The organism is Hydrogenophaga sp. UC242_53, assembly GCF_042696965.1.
Lineage (GTDB): Bacteria > Pseudomonadota > Gammaproteobacteria > Burkholderiales > Burkholderiaceae_C > Hydrogenophaga.
This window is the reverse complement of record NZ_CP170552.1, coordinates 1,124,002-1,143,836: the sequence shown is the minus strand read 5'-3', so window position 1 is coordinate 1,143,836 and position 19,835 is coordinate 1,124,002. Positions and strand designations below refer to the sequence as shown.

Sequence of the window (19,835 nt, the reverse complement as noted above, 5' to 3'; positions counted from 1 at the left end):
GCGAACAGCGTCACGTGCAATCCTGAAATGCTCATCAAATGAGCGACGCCTGTGGTGCGGAAGAGGTCCCAGTCGCTGCGGTCGATGGCGGACTGGTCGCCCACCACCAGCGCGGCCAGCACGCCCGCGCTGCGCGGGTCTTCGTGCACGCGGGCCTCGATGCGCTCGGCCACGCCCTGGCGCAAGCGGTCCAGCGGGTGCCAGGGTGTGGCGCCCAGCCGCTGGGGCGCCGGGTCGCGCGGGCCGCTGCGCACATAACCGGTGGCCTGGATGCCCTGCTCCCAGAGCCAGCGTTCGCGGTCGAAGCCGTGCGGGTTGGCGTTGCCGTGCGGGCTGCGCAGGCGCACTGTGAAGCGCCAGCGGTCGCCCGCGCGCAGGCCGGGGCCGGCCCCGCCGGCCTCATCGGGCCGCAGGTACCAGCCCAGTTGCAGGCGCGGTGGCAGCGCCACCGCCTGGCCGCCGCGCGCGGCCGACTCCACCACGAACTCGAAGCGCTCACCCTGCGCGCTTCGCTGCGGCAGGGAGGCGATGCGCCCGGTCGCCTCGATGTCGATGCCTTGCAGGGCCGGGTCGAGCGCGTCGGCCGCGAAATGCACGGCGCGGGCGCCGGTGGCACCGACACCGATGAGCGCGCCCGCCACCCAGGCCAGCAGCAGCGCAGGGGCGGCACGCCGGGTCAGCCGCAAGGCCCCCAGGCCCAGCACACCGGCCAGCAGCAAAGCGCCGTAGACCTCCAGGGACCACAGCGCGGGCTGCTGCAATTGCAGCGCCACGCCCAGCACCCAGCCCAGCAGCGCCCCGAAGCCGGAATGGCGCACGATCAGACCGGGCGGCACCGCTTGGTGGAAATGTCATGTGGCCGTGGCGCAAGACTTGCTAGCATGGCTGCAAGCCGCGTCGGCCGGTTGGTGGCTCGCGGATCCATTGTTGTTCCCCTCCCAGGAAAGTCTCTCGTATGGCGATCCATGTTGCCCTGAGCCACATCACCCATTATCGGTACGACCGCCTGGTCAAGCTGGGGCCTCAGGTGGTCCGGCTGCGGCCCGCGCCGCACAGCCGCACCAAGGTGCTCTCGTATTCGCAGCGCATCGAACCCGGCGAGCATTTCATCAACTGGCAGCAGGACCCGTTCGCCAACTACCAGGCGCGCCTGGTGTTCCCCGAGCCCACCACCGAGTTCAAGGTCACGATCGACCTGGTGGTGGAAATGGCGGTCTACAACCCGTTCGATTTCTTCCTGGAGCCCTCGGCCGAGAACTTCCCGTTCACGTACGACGAGGCGCAGAAGCAGGAACTGGCCCCCTACCTGGCCACCGCGCCGCTCACGCCGCTGCTCAAGGCCTACGTGGCCGAGGTGGACCGCAGCGAGCGCCGCACGATCGACTTCCTGGTCGAGATCAACCAGCGGCTGCAACGCGACATCGCCTACACCATCCGCATGGAGCCCGGCGTGCAGACGCCCGAAGACACGCTCAAGCTCAAGAGCGGCTCGTGCCGCGACAGCGGCTGGCTGCTGGTGCAGATCCTGCGCCACATGGGCCTGGCCGCGCGCTTCGTCTCGGGCTACCTGATCCAGCTCACGTCCGACGTGAAGTCGGTCGACGGCCCCAATGGCCCCGAGAAAGACTTCACCGACCTGCACGCCTGGTGCGAAGTCTTCCTGCCCGGCGCGGGCTGGATCGGGCTGGATCCGACCTCCGGCCTGCTCGCGGGCGAAGGCCATGTGCCACTCGCCTGCACGCCGCAGCCCTCGAGCGCGGCGCCGGTGGAAGGTGGCGTGGACAAGTGCGAGGTGGAATTCAGCCACCACATGAGCGTGACGCGGGTCTACGAGTCGCCGCGCGTCACCCGCCCCTACACCGACGAACAATGGGCCGGCGTGCTGGCCCTGGGCGAAAAGGTGGACGCCGATCTGGAACAGCACGACGTGCGCCTGACCATGGGCGGAGAGCCCACCTACGTGGCCACCAGCGACCGCGACGCCGCCGAGTGGAACACCGACGCGCTGGGCCCCACCAAACGCGGTTACGCCACCGAGCTGCTGGGGCGCCTGCGCGCCGAGTACGGCGCGGGCGGCTTCGTGCACATGGGCCAGGGCAAGTGGTACCCGGGCGAGCAATTGCCACGCTGGGCGCTGTCGATGTTCTGGCGCGCCGATGGCGAGACCCTCTGGCACAACCCGGCCCTGCTGGCCGACGAGCGCGACGAAGCGCGCTGCACCAGCGACGACGCGCGCCGCTTCACGCAGGCGCTGGCGCGCAAGCTCGGCCTGTCCACCCAGTACATCACCCCGGGCTACGAGGACACCTGGTACTACCTCTGGCGCGAGCGCCGCCTGCCGGTGAACGTGGACCCGTTCGACAGCAAGCTCGACGACGAGCTCGAACGCGCCCGCCTGCGCCGCGTCTTCGGCCAGGGCCTGGACGCCACCGTGGGCTACGTGCTGCCGCTGCAGGCCTCGGGCCGCAACGGCGCGCTGTCCAACAACGGCAAGAGTGGCTACCCGCGCATCTCGGGCACGGTGTGGTCCACCGGGCCCTGGTTCTTCCGCGACGAGCGCATGTACCTGATCCCGGGCGACTCGCCCATGGGCTACCGCCTGCCGCTGGACTCGCTGCCCTGGGTCTCGGCCGGCGACTACCCGTACCACATCGAACAGGACCCGCACTCCGCGCGCGACCCGTTGCCGCGTGGCGCGGCCGTGAAGCACCAGGTGTCACCGCACCAGGTGGGTGGCGGCTTCGCCGAGGGCGGCACGGTCTCCATGCAAGGCATGGACTTCGACCCGGATGCCGAGACGGTGGAAGGCCTGCGCCCGGGCCAGCCCGGCCCCGGCGCGGCGCCCGCGCAGGCCTTGGCCGCGCGCTTCCCGCAGCGCGCCGAATCGGCCGCCTGGCTCACGCGCACCGCGCTGTGCGTGGAAGCGCGCGACCCGCACCGCGCCAACGGCCCCAAGGCCGAGAAGGCCGGCGGCGGCAAGAACCAGCACCTCTACATCTTCATGCCGCCCATGGCGCTGCTGGAGGACTACCTCGACCTGCTCGCCGCCGTGGAAGCCACGGCCGAGAAGCTGGGCATGAGCATCGTGCTCGAAGGCTACCCGCCGCCGCGCGACCCGCGCCTGAAGATGCTGCAGGTCACGCCCGACCCGGGCGTGATCGAGGTCAACATCCACCCCGCGCACAACTGGGGCGAGCTGGTGGAGCACACCGAATTCCTCTACGAAGCCGCGCACCAGACGCGCCTGTGCGCCGAGAAGTTCATGACCGATGGCCGCCACACCGGCACCGGCGGCGGCAACCACTTCGTGCTCGGCGGCGCCACGCCGGCGGACTCGCCCTTCCTGCGCCGGCCCGAGCTGCTGGGCAGCCTGCTGGCCTACTGGCACAACCATCCGTCACTGTCGTACCTGTTCAGCGGCCTGTTCATCGGCCCGACCAGCCAGGCGCCGCGCGTGGACGAGGCGCGCAACGACCAGCTCTACGAACTGGAGATCGCGCTCGCGCAGATCGGGCAGAACCGCAAGACCTACGGCGAAGACATGCCGCCGTGGATGGTGGACCGCACGCTGCGCAACATCCTGATCGACGTCACCGGCAACACGCACCGCAGCGAGTTCTGCATCGACAAGCTCTACTCGCCCGACGGCCCCACCGGGCGCCTGGGCCTGCTGGAGCTGCGCGCCTTCGAGATGCCGCCACACGCGCGCATGAGCATCGCGCAGCAGCTGCTGCTGCGCGCCATGATCGCGCGCTTCTGGAAGCAGCCCTGGCAGGGCCGCCTCACCCGCTGGGGCACCGAGCTGCACGACCGCTGCCTGCTGCCCACCTTCGTGCGCATGGACTTCGAGGACGTGCTCACCGACATGGCCGACGCCGGTTACCCCTTCGACATGGCGTGGTTCGAGCCGCACTTCGAGTTCCGTTTCCCGCTGGTGGGCGAGGTCGCCGCGCGCGGCATCGAGCTCACCCTCCGCAGCGCGCTGGAGCCCTGGCACGTGATGGGCGAAGAAGGCGCGGTCGGCGGCACCGTGCGCTACGTGGACTCCTCGCTGGAGCGCGTGGAGGTGCGCGTGAGCGGCTTCAACGACAGCCGCCACGTGATCACCTGCAACGGCCGCGCCCTGCCCCTGCAGAGCACCGGCACCGCGGGCGAGTACGTGGCCGGTGTGCGCTACAAGGCCTGGAGCCCGCCCTCGGCGCTGCACCCCTCGATCGCCGCGCACGCGCCGCTGACCTTCGACATCGTCGACACCTGGCTCAAGCGCTCCATGGGCGGCTGCCAGTACCACGTCGCCCACCCGGGCGGGCGCAACTACGACACCTTCCCCATCAACGCCTACGAGGCCGAGAGCCGCCGGCTGTCGCGCTTCTTCCAGATGGGGCACACGCCCGGCCGCATGGACGTGACGCCGGCCCAGCACAGCCGCGAGTTTCCGTTCACGCTCGACCTGCGGACCTGAACACGCGGCCCGGGCCTGCCAGAACCTGTTTGAAGGATGCCACACGGCGATTCACGTCCCCCCGGCCCGCCGATACCCCAGCGGGCATACTCTAAGCCCGTGAATCCCGACCCCACCGAATCCCTCTTTGCCCAGTTGCGCCCGGACACCCCGGGGGCCTGGGCGCTCTCCCTGTCCGTGCCGGCGGACGCGGGCCACCGCGACGAGCTGCGCGCCGGCGGCGACCCCGAGGCCTCGGCGCTGTCGCGCCCCTGGGCCAGCTTCTTCGAACACATCGGCGCCGACGGCTTCAGCGACCTCAACCGCCGCGCCGAGAACCTCGAGCGCCAGATCCGCGACAACGGCGTGACCTACAACGTCTACGCCGACGCCTCCACCGGGCTCGAACGCCCCTGGTCGCTCGACCTCTTCCCCAAGCTCATCGGTCCGCAGGACTGGGCGCAGATCGAGGCCGGCGTGTTGCAGCGCACGCGATTGCTCAACGCCATGATGGCCGACCTGTACGGCGAGCGCGAACTGCTCAAGCGCGCGCTGCTGCCGGCCGCGCTGGTGCAAGGCCACCCGGGCTACCTGCGCTCCATGCAGGGCGTGCGCCCGCCGGGCGACACCTGGCTGCACATCGTGGGCTTCGACCTCGCGCAGGGGCCCGACGGCCGCTGGTGGGTGGTCGGCCAGCGCACCCAGGCGCCCTCCGGCCTCGGCTACCTGCTGGAGAACCGCATCGCCATCGGGCGCCAGTTCCCCAAAGCCTTCGCCGGCATGAAGGTGCAGCGCCTGGCCGCGAGCTACCGCGCCCTCATGGACGGCATCAAGCGCATGGCACCCGAGGGCGAGAACGCGCGCATCGCCCTGCTCACGCCCGGCCCCTACAACGAGACCTACTTCGAACACGCCTACCTCGCGCGCTACCTCGGCCTCACGCTGGTGGAAGGCAACGACCTCACGGTGCGCGACCAGCGCCTGTTCCTCAAGACGCTCAGCGGCCTGGAGCCGGTGCACGCGCTCATCAAGCGGCTGGACGACGAGTGGCTGGACCCGCTGGAACTGCGCTCCGATTCGCGCCTGGGCGTGCCCGGCCTGCTGCAGGTGCTGCGCGCGGGCAACCTGCTGCTGGCCAACGCGCCGGGCTCGGCCCCGCTGGAATCGAGCGCGCTGCTGGGCTTCCTGCCCGCCATCAGCCGCCACCTGCTGGGCGAGGAACTGAGCCTGCCTTCGCTGCGCACCTGGTGGTGCGGCGAAGACGCCGCGCTGCGCGAGGTGCTGCCGCTGCTGCGCGACAGCGTGATCAAGCCCACCTACCCGCGTTCCGGGCTGGACACCGTGATGGGCCAGAGCCTGAGCGCGCGCGAGCTCGACGAGTGGTCGGGCCGCATGGCCCGCCACGCCGACGACTACACCGTGCAGTCCTGGCTGCCGCTGTCGCAGACGCCGACCTGGAGCGGCGAGCGGCTGATGCCCCGCTCGGCCATGCTGCGCGTGTTCGCGCTGGCCGACGGCCCGAAGTCCTGGCGCGTGCTGCCCGGCGGCATGGTGCGCCTGGCACCGCGCGGCCAGCTCATCGCCGCCATGCAGCGCGGCGGCAGCAGCGCCGACTGCTGGGTGCTCACCGACGGCCCGGTGGACCACACCAGCCTGCTGCAATCCGCGCCGAGCACGCTCACGCTGGCGCAGCAGAAACGGCCCGTGACCAGCCGCGCCGCGGAAAACCTGTTCTGGCTCGGCCGCTACACCGAGCGCGCCGAAAACAGCGTGCGGCTCGCGCAGATCGTGCTCAGCCACCTGGGCGGTGAAGAACCGAACTCGCGCGCGCTGATGGCCTGGCTGACCAGCATGGCGCGCGAGAACGCCCTGGTGCTGCCCGATGTGCCGACCGCCTCGCTCTCGGCGCGCGTGTTCTCGCGCAGCCTCATCGCCGCGCTCTCGCCCGCGCCCGGCGATGCGCTGGCCGCGCAGTCCTTCAGCGTGGGCTTCAACCTGCGCGCGCTCAAGGCGGCGGCTGCGCAGGTGCGCGAGCGCCTGTCGCAGGAACACTGGAACCTGATCGAGCGCACCGAGGCCAGTTTCGCGCGCGACTGCGCCGCCCTGTCCACCGACGCCGAGTACGCCACCGCCGAAGCCATCGCGGCGCTGCAGAACGCCAGCGAGCTGCTCGCGGCCATCACCGGTTCGCAGACCGACCGCATGGTGCGCGACGACGGCTGGCGCCTGCTCTCCATGGGCCGCCACATCGAACGGCTCATCACGCTGGCGCGCGCGCTGTCGCTCGCGCTCGAACACGGCTGCGTGCACGACCAGGCCGGCTTCGAGGCCGTGGTCGCGCTGTTCGACAGCACCATCACCTTCCACGCGCAATACCAGCAGCGGCGCGACATGGTGGCGCTCATCGACCTGCTGGTGATGGACCGCGACAACCCGCGCTCGCTGGCCTGGGTGGTGCACACGCTGCGCTCGCGCCTGGCCAAGCTCTCGCACAGCGCCACGCCGCAGGACGCGGTGCTCGCGCGCGGCCTGCCCGACCCCAACACCTGGGTGCTGCCCGACCTGAGCAACTGGCAGCGCAGCCCGGACGGCCAGCGCGTCTGGAGCGACCTGGCCGCCTTGCTCGACGGCTGCGAGATCGCAGCGATCGACCTCTCCGACGAGATCACGCGCCTGCACTTCAGCCACGCGGACCAGCGCAACCAATCGCTCGGGGCCTGACATGCTGCTGCGCATCCTGCACCGCACCCGCTACCGCTACCACGGCGCCATCGACATGGCGCAGCACATGGTGCACCTGCGGCCGGTGGACACGGCCTCGCAGCGCGTGCGCTCGCACGAGCTGCGCATCGACCCCGAGCCGGCCGCGCGCAGCGAGACCACCGACGTGTTCGGCAACCCGCGCACCTTCTTCTCGCTGCAATCCATCCACAGCATGTTGACCGTGGAGGCCGACAGCCTGGTCGAGACACAAGCGCCCGAGCCCCTGCCCGAAGGCCCGCCCTGGCGCGGCATGAACTGGGAGCGCGTGCGCGAGCATTTCCGCTACCGCGCCCAGGCACCGTTCGACGCGGCCAGCGAGTTCCTCTTCGCCTCGCCCTACGTGCCGCGCGACGACGCCTTTGCCGCCTTCGCCCGCCCGGCCTTCAAGCCCGGCCTGCCGGCCCTGGAAGCGGCGCGCGCGCTGATGGAGCGCATCCACAACGAGCTGAGCTACGAGACCCACAGCACCGAGGTGAACACCCCCGCGCTCGACGCCCTGGCGCAAGGCAAGGGCGTGTGCCAGGACTTCGCCCACATCATGCTGGGCTGCCTGCGCTCGCTCGGCCTGCCCGCGCGCTACGTCAGCGGTTATCTGCTCACGCGCCCGCCGCCGGGCAAGCCGCGCCTGATCGGCGCCGATGCCTCGCACGCCTGGGTCTCGGTGTACGTGCCCCTGCCCGCCTCGGCCGATGACCCCGACGCCGCCCCCACCGGCGCGTGGTTCGACTTCGATCCCACCAACAACCGCTGCGGCTGGGGCAGCCCGGGTGAGGACTACGTGACCCTGGCGATCGGGCGCGATTTCGCGGACGTCTCGCCCATGCGCGGCGTGATCCAGAGCGGCGCGCGCCACACGCTGGCGGTGGCCGTGACGGTGGCCCCGCCAGACGAACTGGAACAGCTCCAGACAGCCGAAGACGCCTGAACCCGTCGATAGAATGGACCGCTCATTCTTCAGGAGCCTTCCATGAGCATTTACGACAAGCTGACCCAACTCGGCATCACCCTGCCGCCCGTGGCGGTGCCCGCCGCGGCCTATGTGCCCTTCGTGCAGACCGGCAAGCTGATCTTCCTGAGCGGCCACATCGCGAAGCAGGACGGCAAGCCCTGGGTCGGCCAACTCGGCCTGACCATGACCACCGACGAAGCCAAGCCCGCGGCGCGCGCCGTGGCCATCGATCTGATGGGCACGCTCGCCGCCGCCTGCCAGGCCGCTGGCACGGACCTCAATGGCGTCAAGCGCATCGTGAAGGTGCTCAGCCTGGTCAACTCCACCGCCACCTACACCGAGCAGCACCTGGTCACCAACGGCTGCAGCGAGCTGATCGGCGAGGTGTTCGGCTCGGCGGCCGGCGCGCACGCGCGCAGCGCCTTCGGCGTGGCGCAGCTGCCCCTGGGCGCCTGCGTGGAAATCGAGCTGATCGCAGAGTTGAAGTAACCCCCCGCGCGCCTTCGGCGCTCCCCCCTTGAAGGGGGGCGACACCTTGGGCCGGCAGAGCCGGACCCTGGGTGTCTCTGGACGGGCTCCCCCACTCCAGCCCGGTTACTTCTTCTTGCGTTCGTTGGCGCGCCGCACCTGGCGGCTCTGGGCGGTTTGCGGGACCGCCTTGGCCTGGCCGGCACGGCGCCTCGCAAAATACCGCGTGGCGAAGCGCGCGACGCCAAAGGCCAGCGCCGCCATCACCGCGGCGATCACGATTCCCGTCCATTCGCTGTTGTCCATCGTCAGCTCACCTGCGTCATTTCATTCGGATCCGGCGGGCGCCAGGAAGCGCTCGAACCGTTCCAGTTCCTCGTCCAGCGCGCGCCGGAAAACGGCATCTCGGGGGCGCGCCTCGGCAAACCCCAGTTCGTGCCGAAGCTGCCCGCGCTCCAGGCGCAGGTTGGCCCAGCCCACCATGCGTTCGCCCCACAGCACCGGCAGGGCGTAGTGGCCCATGGTGCGCTTGGGCGCTGGCACATAGGCTTCGAAGCGGTATGCCCAGTCCCACAGCATCTCGAACCGCCGCCGGTCCCACACCACAGGGTCGAACGGCGCAAGCAGCCGCACCCCTTCATCGGGCTGGTGGCGGCGCGAAGCGGGGTTTTCATCGGCCGGCCAGAACCAAGTGGTGCCGTCGATCACGGCATCGCCATAGCGTTCGCGCGCGGTCTTCACCACGGCGCGTGCCTCGACCGACAAGTGATTGGCGCCGTAGCGCAGCAGGGTGACCAGGTAGCCGAGGCTGGGTGCCGGAATGGGTGCGTACAGCGCCACGATGACATCGACCAAGGCCTGGGCTCGCGCCAGACGCGCCGCCGGGCTGTCGTCCTGCTCGGTGTGCCGCATCGCCTCGTACACCCGCGTGCCCGATTCGCGGCGGCGCACGCGCAACCAGCCGTGGTGGTGCATGTCGTCGAGCAGCCGGGTGCTGGCATTGAGTTCACCACCCCAGTAGCCGGCCACGCGGCCATGGTGCACGAAGGCCTCGCCCACCTCGCGCGGGTGGACCACGCCACGCTCCTGCACGAAGGCCAGCAGCTCGCGCGCGCGGTCCGTGGTGGCCGCGTCCCAGGGCCGGCGCGGCGTGCGCGGGTGCAGCAGCGCCAGCATCTCGCGCGGCACGAAGCCGTAGTTGACGAACGCGTCCTCCTCCACACCCAGCCGCTCGTAGCGGCGCTCCAGGTCGCCGGCGCGGTAGTCGCGCACCCGCTGGTAGAGGATGAGGTCCTGCGCGCGCGCCGGCGCGCGCATGGGATCGGCCTGCACGAAACCGAGCCGGCGGATCGCGGCCGGCAGCGTCACGGGTTTGAACAGGCTGCGCGCGATCGCATAGCGGCGCAGCTCGGCCAGGGTGGGCGAGCGCGCCATGGCCGCCTTACTCCACCCGCGTGATGCGGCTGGGCTTGAAGCCGAGATCGGCCGCCTTGCCCTTGCGGGCCCGCGCGGCGCGCGCGTTGTTGAGGCTGCGGATCTCCAGCGTTTCCTCGCGCTCCTTGCCGCCGCGCCCGATGCCTTCGATCTTCACGCTGCGGGTGTAGGCGGCGGCGCCGGCCAGGGTGTCCTTGGCTTCGAGGTCGATCAGCATCAGGCCACGGCCGCCCTTCTCCATCAGCTTGAGTTCGCCGATCTCGAAGGTGAGGATGCGCCCGCCGGTGGAGGCGCAGCACACGTGCGTGGCCGGCACCAGCGGCACGCCGCCGGAGGTGAAGGCCGCGTGCGACGGCGCGCACGGCGTTTCGCCTTCGCCGAGGTTGAGGAAGGTCTTGCCGCCGCGCTGGCGCGACACCATGTTCTCCACCGTGGCCAGGAAGCCGTAGCCGCCGCTGCTGCTGAGCAGCAGCGCCGCATTGGCCGGGCCGGCGAAGTAGTGCAGCGGCTGCGTGCCGCTTTCGAGTTCGATCAGCGTGGTGATGGGCTGGCCGTCGCCGCGCGCGCCCGGCAGGCTGGCCACGGGCACCGAGTACACGCGCCCGTTGCTGCCGAAGGTGATGAGCGTGTCCACCGTGCGGCACTCGAAGGTGCCGTACAGGCCGTCGCCGGCTTTGAACGCGAAGCTGCCGGCCTCGTGGCCGTGGCCGGTGCGCGCGCGCACCCAGCCCTTGCTGGAGATCACCACCGTCACCGGCTCGTCCACCACCTTGATCTCGGCCACGGCCTTCTTCTCGGCCTGGATCAGCGTGCGGCGCTCGTCGGCGAAGGTCTTGGCGTCGGCCTCGATCTCTTTCACCATCAGGCGCTTGAGGCTGCCGGGGTTGCCCAGAATGTCTTCGAGCTTGCCCTGCTCTTCGCGCAGTTCCTTGAGCTCCTGCTCGATCTTGATGGCTTCGAGCCGCGCCAGCTGGCGCAGCCGGATTTCCAGGATGTCCTCGGCCTGGCGGTCGCTGAGCTTGAAGCGCTCGATCAGCGCGGCCTTGGGCTCGTCGCTGTGGCGGATGATGCGGATCACCTCGTCGATGTTGAGCAGCACCAGCTGCCGGCCTTCGAGGATGTGGATGCGGTCCAGCACCTTGGTGAGGCGGTGCTGCGAGCGGCGGGTGATGGTGCCCTGGCGGAATTCGATCCACTCGGTGAGCATCTGCCGCAGCGACTTCTGCGTCGGCCGGCCGTCGAGCCCCACCATGGTGAGGTTGATCGGCGCCGAGGTTTCCAGGCTGGTGTGGGCCAGCAGCGCGGTGATGAGTTCCTGCTGTTCGATGCGGCTGCTCTTGGGCTCGAACAGCAGGCGCACGGGCGCGTCCTTGCTCGACTCGTCGCGCACGCCGTCGAGCACCATGAGGATGCTGGCCTTGAGCTGCGTCTGTTCCTGCGTCAGCGCCTTCTTGCCAGCCTTCACCTTGGGGTTGGTGAGTTCCTCGATCTCTTCGAGCACGCGCTGCGTGCTCACGCCCGGCGGCAGCTCGGTCACCACGAGCTGCCACTGGCCGCGCGCGAGGTCCTCGATCTTCCAGCGCGCGCGCACCTTGAGGCTGCCGCGGCCGGTGCGGTAGGCGTCGGCGATGTCGCTGGCGGGGCTGATGATCTGGCCGCCGCCGGGGTAGTCGGGCCCGGGCAGCAGCGCGAACAGCTCGTCGTCGGCCAGCTTGGGGTTCTTCACCAGCGCCACGCAGGCGTCGGCCACCTCGCGCAGGTTGTGGCTGGGAATCTCGGTGGCCAGGCCGACGGCGATGCCGCTGGCGCCGTTGAGCAGGTTGAACGGCAGGCGCGCGGGCAGCTGCTTGGGCTCGACGGTGGAGCCGTCGTAGTTGGGCACGAAGTCCACCGTGCCCTCGTCGATCTCGTCGAGCAGCAGGGTGGTGATCTTTGCCAGGCGCGCTTCGGTGTAACGCATGGCCGCGGCACCGTCGCCATCGCGCGAGCCGAAGTTGCCCTGGCCGTCGATCAGCGGATAGCGCTGCGCGAAGTCCTGTGCCATGCGCACCAGCGCGTCGTAGGCGGCCTGGTCGCCATGCGGGTGGAAGCGGCCCAGCACGTCGCCGACCACGCGCGCGCTTTTCACCGGGCGCGCGGCCGTGTTGCGGTTGGGCCCGCTGAAGCCCAGCCCCATGCGGTCCATGCTGTAGAGAATGCGGCGCTGCACCGGCTTCTGGCCGTCGCACACGTCGGGCAGGGCGCGGCCTTTCACGACCGAAAGCGCGTATTCGAGGTAGGCGCGCTGCGCGTAGTTCGCGAGGTTCATGCCGTCGTCGTCCGGCGCGGACAGCGGCAGTTCAGGAGTTTCAGTCATGGCAAATCAGTTCTTCGTTCAAGGCGGCGATTCGGTCAAGGACACCGCAGATCCGGCTCTGCCGGTCTGCCAGTGTCGCCCCTGAGGGGTGACGCGAAGCGGCGCGGGGGGAGTTCAACTAGATATCGATTTCGACCGAGTCGCCATGCAACTCCATCAGCTCGCGGCGCGAGGCGGCTTCGCCCTTGCCCATGAGTTTGGTGATGAGGGCTTCGGTGCCGGCGAAGTCGATCGCGCCGAGCACGACCGGCATGAGGCGGCGCGTATCGGGGTTGAGGGTGGTGTCCCACAGCTGCTCGGCGCTCATTTCGCCCAGGCCTTTGAAACGGCTGATCTGGCATTTCTCGGGCGGCACGCCGTCCTTGGCGGTCTTGTCGAGGATGGCGTGCAGCTCGCCTTCGTCCAGCGCGTACTGCTTGGCCGCCGGCTTCTTGCCGCGCGCGGGGATGTCCACGCGGAACAGCGGCGGGCGCGCCACGTACACGTGGCCGGCCTCGATGAGTTTGGGGAAGTGGCGGAAGAACAGCGTGAGCAGCAGCACCTGGATGTGCGAGCCGTCGACGTCGGCGTCGGACAGGATGCAGACCTTGCCGTAGCGCAGGCCGCTGAGGTCGGGCGTGTCGTTCGGGCCGTGCGGGTCCACGCCGATGGCGACCGCGATGTCGTGGATTTCGGTGTTGGCGAACAGGCGGTCGCGCTCGACTTCCCAGGTGTTGAGCACCTTGCCGCGCAGCGGCAGCACGGCCTGGCTTTCCTTGTCGCGGCCCATCTTGGCGCTGCCGCCGGCCGAGTCGCCCTCGACCAGGAACACCTCGTTGTGCGCGAGGTCCTTGCTCTCGCAGTCGGTGAGCTTGCCGGGCAGCACGGCCACGCCGGAGCCCTTGCGTTTTTCGACTTTCTGGCCGGCCTTCTGCCGCGACTGCGCGGCCTTGATGGCGAGCTCTGCGAGCTTCTTGCCGTAGTCCACGTGCTGGTTGAGCCAGAGCTCGAGCGCGGGGCGCACGAAGCTGCCGACCAGGCGCACGGCGTCGCGCGAGTTCAGGCGCTCCTTGATCTGGCCCTGGAACTGCGGGTCGAGCACCTTGGCCGAGAGCACGTAGCTGGCACGCGCGAACACGTCTTCGGGCAGCAGCTTCACGCCCTTGGGCAGCAGCGCGTGCAGTTCGATGAAGCCCTTGACCGCCTGGAACAGGCCGTCGCGCAGGCCGCTTTCGTGCGTGCCGCCCGCGCTGGTGGGGATCAGGTTGACGTAGCTCTCGCGCACCGGCTGGCCGTCTTCGGTGAAGGCCACGCACCAGGCCGCGCCCTCGCCTTCGGCGAAGCTGTCGTGCCCGCTGTCGGCGAAGCCTTCGCCCTCGAACAGGGGAATGACCGGCTCGCCGGTGAGCGTCTGCTGCAGGTAGTCGCGCAGGCCGCCCTTGTAGAGCCAGGTCTGGGTGTCCTTGGTCTTTTCGTTCACCAGCGTCACGCTCACGCCCGGCATCAGCACCGCCTTGCTGCGCAGCAGGTGGGTGAGTTCGGCCATGGGCAGGGTGGCGGCTTCGAAGTACTTGGCGTCGGGCCAGGCGCGCACCGTGGTGCCCTGCTTGCGGTCGTCTGCGCCCTTGGGCGAGATCACCAGCGGTTCGATCACGTCGCCAGCGGAGAACGCCAGTTTGGCCACCTGGCCCTCGCGGAAACTGGTCACTTCCAGCCGGGTGGAGAGCGCGTTGGTCACGCTCACGCCCACGCCGTGCAGGCCGCCGGAGAAGCTGTAGGCGCCGCCCTTGCCCTTGTCGAACTTGCCGCCCGCGTGCAAACGGGTGAACACGAGTTCGACCACCGGGGCCTTTTCCTCGGGGTGCAGGCCGAACGGGATGCCCCGGCCGTCGTCTTCCACGCTGACCGAATGATCGGCATGCAGCGTGACCTTGATCTTCTTGCCGTGCCCGGCCAGGGCCTCGTCGGCCGCGTTGTCCAGCACTTCCTGGATGATGTGCAGCGGGTTGTCGGTGCGGGTGTACATGCCCGGCCGCTGCTTGACCGGTTCCAGCCCCTTGAGGACGCGGATCGAGCCTTCGGAGTATTCGTTGGGTGTTTGGGTCGCCATGGGGGCGGATTGTATGCCCCGAAGACTGTATGCAAATACAGACTTTCGGCTTCAGGCCGACCAGCGATGCGCGCGATTCATCAGTGGCGCGGGAAAATATCAAGCCTTCGCGGCATGCCCGTGACAGGCAAGGCCCATCCATCTTCGCTACAGTTCCCGGATGCCCTCGACCCCCACCCTCCCGACCCCGCCCCGCCTCTCTGCCCTGCAGGTGCTGGCCTGCGGCGCCCTGATCGTCACCCTGTCCATGGGCATCCGCCACGGCTTCGGCCTGTGGCTGCAGCCCATCACCCAGGCGCAGGGCTGGTCCCGCGAGACGTTCTCGTTCGCCCTGGCGATCCAGAACCTGTCCTGGGGGATCTTCGGCATCTTCGCCGGCATGGCGGCCGACCGTTTCGGCGCCTTCCGCGTGCTGATCGGCGGTGCGGTGGCCTATGCCCTGGGTCTGGCCGGGATGGCGCTGAGCACCTCGTCTCTGGGTTTCGCGCTCACCACCGGCGTGCTGATCGGCGCGGCCCAGGCCGGCACCACGTACGCGGTGATCTACGGCGTGATCGGCCGGCAGATTCCGGCCGAGAAGCGCTCCTGGGCCATGGGCGTGGCCGCCGCGGCCGGGTCGTTCGGCCAGTTCCTGATGGTGCCGGTGGAAGGCTGGCTGATCAGCAGCTTCGGCTGGCAACAGGCCCTGCTGTTCCTCGCAGGCGCCGTGCTGCTGGTGATGCCGCTGGCCCTGGGCCTGCGCGAACCGGGCTTCGCGGGCGGCGCGCCGGTGCACCGCGAACAGACCATTGGCCAGGCCTTGCGCGAGGCCTTCCGCTACCGCAGCTTCCAGCTGCTGATGGCCGGCTATTTCGTCTGCGGTTTCCAGGTGGTGTTCATCGGCGTGCACATGCCCAGCTACCTCAAGGACCACGGCCTGTCGCCCCAGGTGGCGAGCTACGCGCTGGCGCTGATCGGCCTGTTCAACGTGATCGGCACCTACGCCGCTGGCGCGCTGGGCCAGCGCCTGGCCAAGCGCCACATCCTGGCCTTCATCTACTTCGCGCGCGCCGCGGTGATCGCCGTGTTCCTGATCGCGCCACTCTCGCCCATGAGCGTCTACGTGTTCTCCGCCGTCATGGGCCTGCTCTGGCTCTCCACCATTCCACCCACCAACGCGGTGGTGGCGCAGATCTTCGGTGTGGCCCACATGTCCATGCTGGGCGGCTTCATCTTTTTCAGCCACCAGATCGGCAGCTTCCTGGGCGTGTGGCTGGGCGGCGTGCTGTACGACAGGACCGGCAGCTACGACATCGTCTGGTACCTCGCGATCGCGCTGGGCGTGTTCGCCGGACTGGTGAACCTGCCGGTGCGCGAAGGCCCGATCGCGCGCGCCCCGCAGCGCGTGGGAGCCGCGGCGTGAAGCCTGTGGCCGTGCGCGCCCTGGCCTGGGCCGCGGCTGGCGCGGCCCTGCTGGCGACGTTCGCGCTCTACCACCGGCCCGAGTTCCTGGTGAACCTGGCCGACCAGATCTGGAGCTGCTTCTGATGCATGGCACCGAGGCGCCTTCGGCGTGGGTGCGGCGCTGGTCGCACCTGGCGCCCACCGGCGGTTCGGTGCTCGACGTGGCCTGCGGCCAGGGTCGCCACCTGCGCTGGTTCGCCCAGCGGGGCCACCCCGTCACCGGCGTGGACCGTTCGCCCGAGGCCATCGCCGCCGTGCAGCCCCTGGGCCGCGCCGTGCTGGCCGACATCGAGAACGGGCCCTGGCCGTTCGACGGCGAGCGTTTCGACGCGGTGGTCGTCACCAACTACCTCTGGCGCGCCCTGCTGCCCCGCATCGTGGACAGCGTGGCCGAAGGCGGCCTGCTGCTGTACGAGACCTTCGCAGCCGGCAACGAGAGCGTGGGCAAGCCCTCGCGGCCCGACTTTCTGCTGCAACCGGGCGAACTTTTGCAGGCCAGCCAGGGTCTGCACGTGGTGGCCTATGAAGATGGTTTCTGCGACCGCCCCGAGCGCTTTGTCCAGCGGCTGGCGGCGGTGCGAAAACGGCCCGGGACCCCCGTGCCGCCGCCCAGGTATCCGCTGGATGCCACTGGGTAGAATGCAAGATTCGCGCGCGCTGCCCGCCCCACCGGGGCGATGCAGAGTGGACGCCTCCATTTGAGCCTTTAGCCTATGAACCCCATCACCGGCAGCATCGTGGCCTTGGTCACGCCCATGCATGAAGACGGCAGCGTCGACTACCCCACGCTGCGCAAACTGATCGACTGGCACATCACCGAGGGCACGGACTGCATCGGCGTGGTCGGCACCACGGGCGAATCGCCCACGGTCAACGTCGAGGAACACTGCGAGATCATCCGCGTCTCGGTCGAGCAGGCCAAGACGCACGGCGCCAAGCGCGTGCCCATCATGGCCGGCTGCGGCGCCAACTCCACCGCCGAGGCCATCGAGCTCGCGCGCTTCGCCCAGAGCGTGGGCGCCGACTGCCAGCTGCAGGTCGTGCCCTACTACAACAAGCCCACGCAAGAGGGCCAGTACCAGCATTTCAAGGCGATTGCCGAAGCCGTGGGCGACCTGCCCACCGTGCTCTACAACGTGCCCGGCCGCACCGTGGCCGACATGGCGCACGACACCGTGCTGCGCCTGGCGCAGGTGCCCGGCATCGTCGGCATCAAGGAAGCCACCGGCAACATCGAGCGCGCGCAGTGGCTGATCCGCGACGTGCCCAAAGGTTTCTCGATCTACTCGGGCGACGACCCGACCGCCGTGGCCCTCATGCTGTGTGGCGGCCAGGGCAACATCAGCGTCACCGCCAACATCGCCCCGCGCCTGATGCACGAGCTGTGCGTGGCCGCGATCGCGGGCGACGTCAAGCGCGCCATGGCGATCCAGCTCCAGCTCATGCCGGTGCACAAGAACCTGTTCGTGGAAGCCAACCCGATCCCGCTCAAGTGGGCCATGGCCCGCATGGGCCTGTGCAACGAGGCCATGCGCCTGCCGATGACCCCCATGACGCGCTCCCTGGCGCCCGTGGTCGAAGGCGCGCTGAAGCAGGCCGGCCTCATTTCCTGACCCCTTTCGTTCCTACCGAGCCCCATTCATGTCCAACCGAACCCTGTCCTCGACCCCGCGCATCCTGACCCGCCTGGGCCTCCTGGCCGCCGCCGCCCTCGTGGTTTCGGGCTGCTCGATGCTGCAGGAAGACAAGATCGACTACAAGAGCGCCAAGCGCGGCAGCACCCTGGACGTGCCGCCCGACCTGAGCCAGCTCACCCGGGATTCGCGCTACAACGTGCCCGGCTCGGTGGTCACTGCCAGCGGCTATGAAACCGCCCAACCCGCGCAGGCCACGGCCGCCAGCACCGCCGCCGTGAGCGTGGGCGACGTGCGCATCGAGCGCGCGGGCAACCAGCGCTGGCTCGTGGTGAGCCGCCCGGCCGACAAGCTCTGGAGCCCGGTGCGCGATTTCTGGCAGGAAAACGGTTTCCTGCTCGACATCGACCAGGAAGGCCTGGGCATCATGGAAACCGATTGGGCCGAGAATCGCGCCAAGCTGCCGCAGGACTTCATCCGTTCGACCATCGGCAAGGTGTTCGAGAACCTCTACTCCACCGGCGAACGCGACCGTTTCCGCACCCGCTTCGAACGCACCGCCAACGGCGGCACCGAGATCTACATCAGCCACCGCGGCATGGTGGAGGTCTATTCCACCAAGGAAAAAGACCAGACCGTGTGGCAGCCGCGCCCGGCCGACGTGGAGCTGGAAACCGAGTTCCTGCGCCGCCTGATGGTCAAGCTCGGCGTGAGCGAGGCGCAATCCCGGGCCGTGACCGCCACCGCGCCGGTGCAGGCCGCGGCGCGTGTCGCCATGGTGAACAACGCGCCCGTGGTGCAGTTCGACGACAACTTCGACCGCGCGTGGCGCCGCGTCGGCCTGTCGCTCGATCGCACGGGCTTCACCGTGGAAGACCGCGACCGCAGCCAGGGCCTCTACTTCGTGCGCTACGTCGAACCCGTGGTCAACGCCAAGGAGCCAGGCTTCTTCGCCAAGATGTTCGGCGCTTCGAAGACCGAGGCCTCGACCGAGCGCTTCCGCGTGTCGGTCAAGAGCGTCGAGAACCAGACCACCGTCGCGGTGCTCGACAGCCAGGGTCGGCCGGACAGCTCGGCGTCCGCGCAGCGCATTGCCAAACTGCTGGCCGAAGACCTCAAGTAAGAACGCCACGCACCAAGGAAAAAGCCGCCCGAGGGCGGCTTTTTCTTTGACCGGCCCGCAGCGCGGGCCTGCCCCTCAGGGCTGGGTCACTTCACAGCGGCCTTGGCATCGGCGGCGGCTTCCTTGGCCTTGTCGGCCACTTCCTTGGCGGCGTCCGCGGTGGCAGCGCCTGCGGCCTTGGCGGCGTCGGCGGTGGCGGCACCGGCTTCCTTCGCAGCGTCCACGGTGGCAGCGGTGGCTTCCTTGGCGGCATCGACGGCGGAAGCGCCGGCTTCCTTGGCGGATTCGGCAGCGCCGGCCATGGAAGGCGCAGCAGCGGCCGGAGCGGGTTCAGCGGCAGGTGCCGGTGCGGCGACCGGTGCCTCTTCCTTCTTGCCGCAGGCGGTCAAGGCGATGGCGGCCAACAGGCTGGCGAGCAGGATGGTTTTTTTCATGATGACAGTTCCAATGGATGAGAAAGACAGGCGGTCGAACGACCGGTTCGGAAAGGTTCCACGCACCCTGGGTGTTGTGTGACGGGAGGCCATCCAGCGGAGTGGGTTGACGTGACAACCCTCCCCTGCCGCGCGGATGATACCGCCCCGTCCTGGTGCAAGAAGCGAGAGGGGTTGTTTTTACCTTTGCTCACAGCCCCAGTGTGGACGCCGGGAAAGCGGGCGTGCTCTTGAGCGCCCACTCCTGCAGCTGCTCCTGCAGGGCCACGCGGCGCTCCGCGCTGCGGCTCACCACCATGGTGCATCGCAGGGGGTCCAGCCGCTGCAGCGTCCAGGCCGGTGACCACAACACGCTGGGCAGTTCGCCCACCGAGGCACTGGCACAGGCCTGCGCCTCCACCAGGTGCCCCCAGGTGCTGCGCCACTGCACGAAACGCGGGTGCATCTGCCGCAACACGCTGTAGTCGCGCGCCAGCAGATGCAGCGAACGGCCGCGCTGCGACCACGCATTGAGCGAAGCCACCACATCGCGTTCGCCCAGCGGCCAGTCGGCGAAGTCCGCGTCGCACAGGACCATGCGCGGCCAGCCCTCTTGCGCCGCCGTGGCGAAGGCCTGCCGGATCAGGTCGATGAAGGCCACGCGGCCGGAGAGCCGGCCTTCGGGCAGCGCGGCGATCGAAGCATCCAGGGGATCGGTCATG

General features: G+C 69.5%; 15 protein-coding genes and 1 pseudogene. 9 read left to right on the top strand and 7 right to left on the bottom strand.

What is annotated here, in order from left to right; genetic code table 11:
• Positions 1–59: 59 nt before the first annotated feature.
• A pseudogene (locus ACFJI0_RS05885) lies at positions 60–704 on the bottom strand (ComEC/Rec2 family competence protein); the annotation flags it as partial.
• A 251-nt stretch (positions 705–955) separates the two neighbouring features.
• Here ACFJI0_RS05885 and ACFJI0_RS05880 point away from each other — a divergent pair.
• The 4 genes from ACFJI0_RS05880 (at position 956) to ACFJI0_RS05865 (ending at position 8,642) form a co-directional block, all read left to right on the top strand.
• The gene (locus tag ACFJI0_RS05880; RefSeq protein ID WP_382323759.1) at positions 956–4,462 is read left to right on the top strand and encodes a DUF2126 domain-containing protein; all 3,507 of its coding nucleotides are present in this window, start codon (positions 956–958) and stop codon (positions 4,460–4,462) included.
• A gap of 99 nt (positions 4,463–4,561) precedes the next feature.
• A complete protein-coding gene (locus ACFJI0_RS05875; protein ID WP_382323758.1) occupies positions 4,562–7,162 on the top strand; it encodes a circularly permuted type 2 ATP-grasp protein in 2,601 nt (866 codons plus the stop codon).
• Between the two features lies 1 nt (position 7,163).
• Positions 7,164–8,129 (top strand): transglutaminase N-terminal domain-containing protein, encoded by a 966-nt coding sequence (locus tag ACFJI0_RS05870; RefSeq protein ID WP_382323757.1) that lies wholly within the window; start codon positions 7,164–7,166, stop codon positions 8,127–8,129.
• A 42-nt stretch (positions 8,130–8,171) separates the two neighbouring features.
• On the top strand, positions 8,172–8,642 hold the full coding sequence (locus ACFJI0_RS05865; protein ID WP_382323756.1) for a RidA family protein: 471 nt from the start codon (positions 8,172–8,174) through the stop codon (positions 8,640–8,642).
• Positions 8,643–8,747: 105 nt separating this feature from the next.
• Here ACFJI0_RS05865 and ACFJI0_RS05860 read toward each other — a convergent pair whose 3' ends face one another.
• The 4 genes from ACFJI0_RS05860 to ACFJI0_RS05845 form a co-directional block, all read right to left on the bottom strand.
• Entirely contained in the window at positions 8,748–8,927 is a 180-nt protein-coding gene (locus tag ACFJI0_RS05860; protein ID WP_382323755.1) for a hypothetical protein, read from the bottom strand.
• Between the two features lie 21 nt (positions 8,928–8,948).
• Complete coding sequence (locus tag ACFJI0_RS05855) at positions 8,949–10,055, bottom strand: DNA glycosylase AlkZ-like family protein (RefSeq protein WP_382323754.1); 1,107 nt, start codon at positions 10,053–10,055, stop codon at positions 8,949–8,951.
• 7 nt (positions 10,056–10,062) lie between these two features.
• Positions 10,063–12,411, bottom strand: coding sequence for a DNA topoisomerase IV subunit A (gene parC, locus ACFJI0_RS05850; protein ID WP_382323753.1), 2,349 nt, complete (start codon positions 12,409–12,411; stop codon positions 10,063–10,065).
• Between the two features lie 118 nt (positions 12,412–12,529).
• On the bottom strand, positions 12,530–14,500 hold the full coding sequence (locus tag ACFJI0_RS05845; protein WP_382323752.1) for a DNA topoisomerase IV subunit B: 1,971 nt from the start codon (positions 14,498–14,500) through the stop codon (positions 12,530–12,532).
• A 160-nt stretch (positions 14,501–14,660) separates the two neighbouring features.
• Between ACFJI0_RS05845 and ACFJI0_RS05840 the strand changes: the two genes are divergently transcribed.
• The 5 genes from ACFJI0_RS05840 to bamC all read left to right on the top strand — a co-directional run bounded on the left by ACFJI0_RS05840 (position 14,661) and on the right by bamC (position 18,700).
• Entirely contained in the window at positions 14,661–15,902 is a 1,242-nt protein-coding gene (locus ACFJI0_RS05840; RefSeq protein ID WP_382159561.1) for an MFS transporter, read from the top strand.
• On the top strand, positions 15,899–16,027 hold the full coding sequence (locus ACFJI0_RS05835) for a hypothetical protein (protein WP_382159564.1): 129 nt from the start codon (positions 15,899–15,901) through the stop codon (positions 16,025–16,027). The genes ACFJI0_RS05840 and ACFJI0_RS05835 overlap by 4 nt, the downstream gene beginning before the upstream one ends.
• Positions 16,027–16,581: a class I SAM-dependent methyltransferase gene (locus ACFJI0_RS05830; RefSeq protein WP_382323751.1), complete on the top strand. Its 555-nt coding sequence runs from the start codon at positions 16,027–16,029 to the stop codon at positions 16,579–16,581. The genes ACFJI0_RS05835 and ACFJI0_RS05830 overlap by 1 nt, the downstream gene beginning before the upstream one ends.
• A gap of 75 nt (positions 16,582–16,656) precedes the next feature.
• Positions 16,657–17,556 (top strand): 4-hydroxy-tetrahydrodipicolinate synthase, encoded by a 900-nt coding sequence (dapA, locus tag ACFJI0_RS05825; protein ID WP_382159570.1) that lies wholly within the window; start codon positions 16,657–16,659, stop codon positions 17,554–17,556.
• Between the two features lie 28 nt (positions 17,557–17,584).
• Positions 17,585–18,700, top strand: a complete 1,116-nt coding sequence (gene bamC, locus ACFJI0_RS05820) for an outer membrane protein assembly factor BamC (protein WP_382323750.1) — start codon at positions 17,585–17,587, stop codon at positions 18,698–18,700.
• An 86-nt stretch (positions 18,701–18,786) separates the two neighbouring features.
• On the opposite strand, the gene ACFJI0_RS05815 is transcribed toward bamC, so the two are convergent.
• Positions 18,787–19,134 carry a hypothetical protein gene (locus ACFJI0_RS05815; protein ID WP_382159573.1) on the bottom strand — a complete coding sequence of 116 codons (348 nt, stop codon included), beginning with the start codon at positions 19,132–19,134 and terminating at the stop codon, positions 18,787–18,789.
• Positions 19,135–19,324: 190 nt separating this feature from the next.
• The gene (locus tag ACFJI0_RS05810) at positions 19,325–19,834 is read right to left on the bottom strand and encodes a hypothetical protein (RefSeq protein WP_382159576.1); all 510 of its coding nucleotides are present in this window, start codon (positions 19,832–19,834) and stop codon (positions 19,325–19,327) included.
• Position 19,835: the final 1 nt, after the last annotated feature.

Excerpts from the sequence above, each read along its gene's own strand:
- ACFJI0_RS05880 (WP_382323759.1), top strand. The coding sequence starts at position 956 with ATGGCGATCCATGTTGCCCTGAGCCACATCACCCATTATCGGTACGAC.
- ACFJI0_RS05870 (WP_382323757.1), top strand. The coding sequence starts at position 7,164 with ATGCTGCTGCGCATCCTGCACCGCACCCGCTACCGCTACCACGGCGCC.
- ACFJI0_RS05865 (WP_382323756.1), top strand. The coding sequence starts at position 8,172 with ATGAGCATTTACGACAAGCTGACCCAACTCGGCATCACCCTGCCGCCC.
- ACFJI0_RS05860 (WP_382323755.1), bottom strand. The coding sequence starts at position 8,927 with ATGGACAACAGCGAATGGACGGGAATCGTGATCGCCGCGGTGATGGCG.
- ACFJI0_RS05855 (WP_382323754.1), bottom strand. The coding sequence starts at position 10,055 with ATGGCGCGCTCGCCCACCCTGGCCGAGCTGCGCCGCTATGCGATCGCG.
- parC (WP_382323753.1), bottom strand. The coding sequence starts at position 12,411 with ATGACTGAAACTCCTGAACTGCCGCTGTCCGCGCCGGACGACGACGGC.
- ACFJI0_RS05845 (WP_382323752.1), bottom strand. The coding sequence starts at position 14,500 with ATGGCGACCCAAACACCCAACGAATACTCCGAAGGCTCGATCCGCGTC.
- ACFJI0_RS05840 (WP_382159561.1), top strand. The coding sequence starts at position 14,661 with ATGCCCTCGACCCCCACCCTCCCGACCCCGCCCCGCCTCTCTGCCCTG.
- ACFJI0_RS05830 (WP_382323751.1), top strand. The coding sequence starts at position 16,027 with ATGCATGGCACCGAGGCGCCTTCGGCGTGGGTGCGGCGCTGGTCGCAC.
- dapA (WP_382159570.1), top strand. The coding sequence starts at position 16,657 with ATGAACCCCATCACCGGCAGCATCGTGGCCTTGGTCACGCCCATGCAT.
- bamC (WP_382323750.1), top strand. The coding sequence starts at position 17,585 with ATGTCCAACCGAACCCTGTCCTCGACCCCGCGCATCCTGACCCGCCTG.
- ACFJI0_RS05815 (WP_382159573.1), bottom strand. The coding sequence starts at position 19,134 with ATGAAAAAAACCATCCTGCTCGCCAGCCTGTTGGCCGCCATCGCCTTG.
- ACFJI0_RS05810 (WP_382159576.1), bottom strand. The coding sequence starts at position 19,834 with ATGACCGATCCCCTGGATGCTTCGATCGCCGCGCTGCCCGAAGGCCGG.